Origin of the sequence: Roseomonas nitratireducens, from assembly GCF_017813355.1 — a bacterium.
GTDB lineage: Bacteria > Pseudomonadota > Alphaproteobacteria > Acetobacterales > Acetobacteraceae > Neoroseomonas > Neoroseomonas nitratireducens.
Genome location: NZ_JAGIYZ010000009.1, coordinates 170,536 through 176,841, shown reverse-complemented (window position 1 = coordinate 176,841; position 6,306 = coordinate 170,536). Strand labels below are relative to the sequence as shown.

Below are 6,306 nucleotides of genomic sequence, written 5' to 3'. Positions count from 1 at the left end.
CGCCGCTGCCCCGCCAGCCGCCGCACCGACCGCCGCCGCGCTCGCCGCTGTCGCGGCCGCCCCACCCGTCGCCGCCGCGCCGCGCCCGCCCGCCCAGGCGATCGACGGCCGCCGCGTCGCCCTCGTGATCGGCAATGGCGACTACACCCACGGCACGCCGCTGCGGAACCCGGCCAACGATGCGCGGCGCATGGCGGAGGTGCTGGAAGGCGCTGGCTTCGAGGTGGTGCTCGGCCTCGACCTCGACCGCCGCGGCATGGAGACGAAGATCCGCGAATTCGGCAACCGCCTCGAGGGCGGCCGCATCGGACTGTTCTTCTATGCCGGCCACGCCATGCAGGTCGCGGGCGAGAACTACCTGCTGCCGATCGACGCGATGCTGGAGCGCGAGCGCGACCTCGCCTTCGAGACGGTCTCGCTCGGCCAGGTGCTGCGCGCCATGGAGAGTTCGGCGGCGACGAACCTCGTCTTCCTGGACGCCTGCCGGGACAATCCGCTGACGCGCAGCTTCCAGCGCTCGCTCGGCACGCGTTCGGCCGCGGTGGGGCAGGGGCTGGCGCAGGTGCAGAGCGGGCTCGGCACCCTCGTCGCCTATGCGACGCAGCCGGGCAATGTCGCGCTGGACGGGCGGGATGCGAACAGCCCCTTCACCTCGGCCCTGGCGCAGCACCTGGCGACGCCCGGCGTCGACATCGCGATCGCCATGCGCCGCGTGCGGGAATCGGTCGTCGCGGCAACGGGCGGGCGGCAGGTGCCCTGGGATCATTCGTCGCTGACGGGGGATGTGGTGCTGGTGGGCGCGCCGGCCGCGGCGCCCGCGCCGGTCGCCTCCGCCGCGCCGGCGGCCGAACCCGCGGGTGGCGTCGTGCGCGGCGGCGCGGACCGGGAGGTGGTGTTCTGGCAATCCGCCCTCGCCGGCGGCCGACCGGCCGATTTCGAGGCTTATCTCCAGGCCTATCCGGACGGGACCTTCGCGCCGCTGGCGCGCAGCCGCCTCGGCCGCTGAACCGGTTCGTGGCTCACGATCGGTTGCCTGCGGTAACGTTCAGCGCATAACCTCTCCGTGATTCCTTCACGGAACGGGACTGTCGCCCAGAAGGGGGACCTGCCCATGCTGCGACGCACCACGCTGCTGCTTCCCGCTCTCCTGCTCGCGCCGGGGACCGCGCGCGCCTCCGTCTGGCTGGTGACGGAACGCGAGGCCGCGCTCGGCACCGCCGAGGACGCGCAGGGCACCCGCGCCGTCACGCGCGGGCCGGGCATCCGCTACGTCGCCCCGCGCCTGAACGCCGTTCCGGCCGGCCAGCCCTTCTGGCTGCGCATCGAGTTCAGCGGCCGCGGCGGCGCGGCGGTGAACCCGGCATCGGTGCGCGTGACGTTGCTGCGCGGCGGGCGGATCGACATCACCTCGCGCCTGCAGGGCTACATCACCGCGAGCGGCATCGACATCCCCGAGGCGCTGGCGCCCGCCGGCAAGCACGCCCTGCGGATCGAAGTGGCGGACGATCAGGGCCGGCAATCCGCCGCGGTGCTGGACGTCGATGTCCGCTGACGGCGGCATCCCCCCGCCGGACCTGTCCTGCCCGTTCTGCGCGGAGCCGATCCGCGCCGGCGCGGTGGTCTGCCGCCATTGCCGGCGCGACATCTCCATCCCGCTGCCGCTCATGCTCGCGCAGCGCGAGCAGAAGGCGGAGATCGAGCGACTGCGCGAGCAGGTGACCGAGCTGAGTGCGGCGCTCGCCCTGGTCGGCACGGCGGCGGCGCCCGCCGAGGCGCCGGCCGCGGCCGCGCGGCGCCGGGAGATGCCGTCCTGGCTCGCGCCGCTGTTCGGCTGGTGCCTCGCCCTCGCCCTGGTCGTCGGCGCGCACTGGCTGCTCGTGATCCGCACCGACGCCGCGGTCATCGTGCTGCGCGCCGCCTGCATCCTGCTGCCCTTCGCCGTCGCGGCGGGAACGCCGGGGCTCTGGCGCGTGCCGTCGGCGCCGCTCGCGGTGGCGGGGCTCGCGCTCGGCCTGGTGGCGGTCGGGCTGATGTCCTGGGTCGTGTCGGTGCATGACGACACGCCAATCGTGCCGACGACGCGGCGCGACCTGTTCGAGGCGCTGGAATTCGCCCTCAGCATCGGCCTGAGCTTCTTCGCCGGCGGCCTGGCGGCGAAGGCGCTGCGGCGGGAGCCGGAGGATCGCTCCCTCGCCGTCGCGCGCGCCTTGCGGGGCACGAGTGTCGAGCAAGTCGCCGCGCGGAGCACCGCGCTCAAGACGCTGACCGAGAACGCGACGCTGCTCGCGGCCTCGGCCGGGGCGCTCGCCACCGGCTTCCGGCGGCTGCTGGAATGACAAAGGGCGCGCCCTGACGGCGCGCCCCTCGCAGGCTCGATGCGCGAGACCCGGAGGCGAGGCCTCCGGGCGCCGCGGTCAGATCTCCTCGTCGCCGCCCCAGTCGCCGCCGCCATCGTCATAGGCGGCGGCGTCCTGCTGCTGGCCCCAGCCGCCCTGGTCGGCGGCGGCCTTCTCGCCACCCCAGCCCTCGGCCGCGGCCGGGTCGGTGAAGCTGGAGGGCGTGGCATCCGCCGCCGGCGTGGCGGCCTGCGCCGCGCCGCCAGAGCCGAGCGCACCCATCAGCATGTTGCCGAGCAGCATGCCGCCGGCGACGCCAGCCGCGGCCGCCGCGGCGGTGCCGAGGAAGCCCATGCCGCCACGGCCCTGCTGGCCCTGCAGCGCCTGCGGGTTGTAGCCGGCGGGGTACTGCGGCTGCGGGCGGGGCGGCATCGGCGGGGGCATCGGACCGGCCTGGCGGCCGCCGAACAGCCCGCCGAACATCCCGCCGCCGCCGGCGCGCGCCGCCGTGGCCTGGCCTTCGCGCCGCGCGTTCTCGACTTCCCATTCCAGCTGCTGGATGCGGTTCTGCGCTTCCACCAGCGCCGCTTCCTGCACGAAGGCGGTCTGGGTGATGCGATAGCGCGCCTCAGGGTGGCGGGTGAAAAGCTCCTGGATCAGGCGGTCCGCCTCCGGGTCCACCGGCGGCAGGTTGGGCCGCTGCGGGGCCGGGGCCGCGCCCCAGGGGCCGGTCGGCGCCTGCGCCACCGGCGTCGCGCCGCTGATCCGCTCAACGAAGGCGGTGATGATCCGCCGTTCCTCGTCCGTCATCCCTCAATCCTCTCCCGACATTGCGCGGGGGCGGATTCGCGCCCGCCCCACCGTCCGGCCGCGAATTGGCCCGGCGGCGGGGCGGTTTCAAGGCGGGCCGGTGTGACATTGCGTGACATGAAATGAATCACTGGGGATCAACCGTTGCGGTGGCAGATTTCGACCGCCCGAGCCATGCGAGGAGGATCCATGAGCGGCACGACATCCACGACCGGCGCCAATTTCGCGCCGCCGCCACAGGCCAACGGCATCACGGACCTGATCAACAACAGTTCGAACATGGGGCGGGAGGTGACGCAGACCATCGCCTCCACCACGCTCGAGCAAGGCCTTCGCGTCGCCGGCCGTGCCGGCGCTGGTACCGTTGCGGGCGCGCTGGTGCAGCCCGCCGTCTGGGTGCTGAGCGGCCGGCCGCCGCAGCCGGGCGATGTCGCGCTCTGGGGCGGAGGCGTCGTCGCCGGGATCGTCGCGGGCACGTTCGGCGCGGTCGCCTCGGCCGTGACGGGCGTGATCAAGGCGGCGGTCGAGGACCATGAGGACGGCATCATCGAGGCCGCCAAGGCGCGCGAGCCCGCGCGCTACCGGCCCTTCATCACCTCCGTCCGCAACTACGGCGCCTCCGGCCGCGGGATCGTCGCCATGACGATCGCCAATCATGGCGGCGTGACATGGCGCGTCGGCCCGGCGACCTGGGTCTACATCACCGACGCCATGGGCCGGCTGGTGTGCGACTACCGCCCGGTCTTCGCGCACGAGATCTACGGCCCGATCCTGCCGCTCCGCATCGTCGGCACGCGCGGCGGCGCGGTGCAGTACCAGTGGACAACCCGGCCGGGGAACATCCACGGCTGAGCGGGTTTACCCCGCGGCGTCGATGCGCGGCGGCAGCGACAGCCGCCGCCACTCGATCGCGGGGCAGCGATCCATCACCACCGCGATCCCGGCCGCGCGGGCGCGGGCCGCCGCCGCTTCGTCCACCACGCCAAGCTGCATCCAGACCGATCGCGCGCCGAGGCGGATCGCCTCCTCCACCACCGCGCCGGCCTCCGCGCTGCGGCGGAAGATGTCCACCATGTCGAGCGGTGCGGCATCCGCCAGCGTCGCGACGGACGGCACGCCATGCACGGGGCGCCCCGCCAATGCCGGGTTCACCGGCACGGCCGCGTAGCCGCGGTCGAGCAGGAAGCGGAACACGCCATCGCTCGGCCGGTCCGCCCGGTCGGAGGCGCCGACGACCGCGACCCGGCGCGTGGCGAGCAGCAGGGCGCGGATCGCGGCGTCGTCCATCGCGGTCAGAACTCCTCCAGCAGCCGCCCGCAGCCTTCCACCTTGTCCATGATCCCGTTGGCGCGCAGCGCGTGCCAGTAGGTGGCGGTGTTGATGGCGATGACCGGCTTGCCGAGCCACATCTCCGCCATCGCCGCCAGCTTCACCATCGACAGGTTCGTCCCCACCTGCACGATCGCGTCCACGTCGTCGCCGTCGATCTGCTTGATCGCGGCCACGCACTGCGCCGGCGTGACCTGCGCGATGCCTGTCCAGGAGCGGCATTGCAGTGCGATGTCGCGCACCACGCTGAAGCCCATGTCGCCGAAATAGCGCGCCACCTCGATGTTCATCGCCGGCCAGTAGGGCGAGAGGATCGCGAGCCGCTTCACCCCGCCGTAGGAATTCAGCGCCGCCGTGCACGAATGGCTGCCGACGGAGATGTCGAGGCCCGACACCTCCTTCACCTGCCCGATGAAGCGGTCGGCACCCTTCGCGCCGTCGAAGAAGGTGACCGCCGACATGCCCATCACCAGGTAGTCGGGATTGCACGTCATGACGGACTTCACCGCGTCCATCGTGTTCGCGCCGATCAGCTCCGCGCCCTTGCGGAAGGTCTCGTTGGAGACCGCGTCGGCGTTCGGCGTGAAGATGCGCGAATAGTGGTTCGTCACGCCCGCCGGGCGCATCATGTCGAAATCCGGCTGCACGACGGTGTTGGTCGAAGGGCCCATCACCCCGAAGAGCTTCCGCCAGCCCAGAATGTCCTTGCCCATCGCAGCCTCCGTCGCATCAGGTGCGCGGCAGCCTGCCACAGGCGCGGCGCCGCGCCAGCCCCGGCCGCTTGCCGGCACGGCGCGTGCAAGCAACATTGCCCGCAAGCAGAACCGACCGCTTTTCGCCGGAGACCTCGCCATGACCAGCATCCGCCGCCGCGTCCTCCTCGCCGCGCCCGCGCTGGCGCTGCCCGCGTCGGCGCGCGCGCAGGCGCCCTGGCCGGATCGGCCGATCCGCTGGATCAACCCCGGCCCCGCGGGCGGCGCGGGCGACGTGCTGTCCCGCCTGGTGGGCGACAGGCTCGGCGCGCGGCTCGGCCAGACCGTGGTGGTGGAAAACCGGCCAGGCGCCGGCACCAATATCGGCATGACCGCGGTCGCGCGCAGCGCGCCGGATGGCTACACGGTCGGGCTGGCCTCCATCGCCTCCCACGCCGCCAACAAATGGCTGCACGCGAACATGCCCTTCGACCCGGAGAAGGATTTCGCCGCGGTCGGCATGATCGCGCTGGTGCCCAACATCGTCGTCGTGCCGCCGCAGATCCCGCCGCGCGACCTGCAGGGCTTCATCGCCTGGGCCAAGGGGCTTGGACGGCCGCTCAACTTCGGCTCGGTCGGCATCGGTTCCTCCCAGCATCTTGCCGCGGCGCAGTTCGGCCAGATCACGGGCATCGAGATCATCCACGCGCCCTACAACCAGGCCGGGCAGATGAACACGGACCTGATCGAGGGGCGGCTCGACGTGCTGTTCCAATCCATCTCGGCCGTCAGCGGCATGGCGCAGGCCGGGCGGATGCGCCCGATCGCGGTGAGCGGGCCTGAGCGCGTGCCCGCCTTCCCCGACCTGCCGACGATGCGCGAACAGGGCGTGGACGTGACCACCACGGGCTGGTTCGGCCTCGCCGCGCCGGCGGGTGTGCCGGAGCCGATCCTCGCGCGGCTGGACGAGGCGCTGGCGGCCTGCATGGAAGAAGCTGACCTGCGCCAGCGCATCGTCGCCGGCGGATCCGTGCCGCGCATGATGCGCCGCGCGGAATTCGCGCGCTTCATGGCCGAGCAGAGCGAGCGCATGGGGGCGATCATCCGCGCGACAGGGGCGCGGGCAGGGTAGCGAAGGG

The 6,306-nt window shown here is 73.0% G+C and carries 8 protein-coding genes; 5 read left to right on the top strand and 3 right to left on the bottom strand.

The window, feature by feature from the left end; genetic code table 11:
* The 3 genes from J5Y09_RS11340 to J5Y09_RS11330 all read left to right on the top strand — a co-directional run.
* A partial coding sequence (locus J5Y09_RS11340; RefSeq protein ID WP_209351860.1) for a caspase family protein occupies nucleotides 1-1,006 on the top strand: 1,006 nt, incomplete at its 5' end.
* Nucleotides 1,007-1,111: 105 nt separating this feature from the next.
* A complete protein-coding gene (locus J5Y09_RS11335) occupies nucleotides 1,112-1,552 on the top strand; it encodes a hypothetical protein (RefSeq protein WP_209351859.1) in 441 nt (146 codons plus the stop codon).
* Entirely contained in the window at nucleotides 1,542-2,336 is a 795-nt protein-coding gene (locus tag J5Y09_RS11330; RefSeq protein ID WP_209351858.1) for a hypothetical protein, read from the top strand. The genes J5Y09_RS11335 and J5Y09_RS11330 overlap by 11 nt, the downstream gene beginning before the upstream one ends.
* A gap of 78 nt (nucleotides 2,337-2,414) precedes the next feature.
* Here the strand turns inward: J5Y09_RS11330 and J5Y09_RS11325 are convergent, their stop codons facing one another.
* Nucleotides 2,415-3,146: a DUF2076 domain-containing protein gene (locus J5Y09_RS11325; protein ID WP_209351857.1), complete on the bottom strand. Its 732-nt coding sequence runs from the start codon at nucleotides 3,144-3,146 to the stop codon at nucleotides 2,415-2,417.
* A gap of 189 nt (nucleotides 3,147-3,335) precedes the next feature.
* Between J5Y09_RS11325 and J5Y09_RS11320 the strand changes: the two genes are divergently transcribed.
* The gene (locus tag J5Y09_RS11320; protein WP_209351856.1) at nucleotides 3,336-3,998 is read left to right on the top strand and encodes a hypothetical protein; all 663 of its coding nucleotides are present in this window, start codon (nucleotides 3,336-3,338) and stop codon (nucleotides 3,996-3,998) included.
* 6 nt (nucleotides 3,999-4,004) lie between these two features.
* Here J5Y09_RS11320 and J5Y09_RS11315 read toward each other — a convergent pair whose 3' ends face one another.
* Together J5Y09_RS11315 and J5Y09_RS11310 are read right to left on the bottom strand one after the other, a co-directional pair.
* Nucleotides 4,005-4,433, bottom strand: coding sequence for a CoA-binding protein (locus tag J5Y09_RS11315; protein WP_209351855.1), 429 nt, complete (start codon nucleotides 4,431-4,433; stop codon nucleotides 4,005-4,007).
* Nucleotides 4,434-4,438: 5 nt separating this feature from the next.
* Nucleotides 4,439-5,188: a maleate cis-trans isomerase family protein gene (locus J5Y09_RS11310; RefSeq protein ID WP_209351854.1), complete on the bottom strand. Its 750-nt coding sequence runs from the start codon at nucleotides 5,186-5,188 to the stop codon at nucleotides 4,439-4,441.
* A 139-nt stretch (nucleotides 5,189-5,327) separates the two neighbouring features.
* Here J5Y09_RS11310 and J5Y09_RS11305 point away from each other — a divergent pair, with 139 nt between their 5' ends.
* The gene (locus J5Y09_RS11305) at nucleotides 5,328-6,299 is read left to right on the top strand and encodes a Bug family tripartite tricarboxylate transporter substrate binding protein (RefSeq protein ID WP_209351853.1); all 972 of its coding nucleotides are present in this window, start codon (nucleotides 5,328-5,330) and stop codon (nucleotides 6,297-6,299) included.
* The last annotated feature ends 7 nt before the right edge of the window (nucleotides 6,300-6,306 follow it).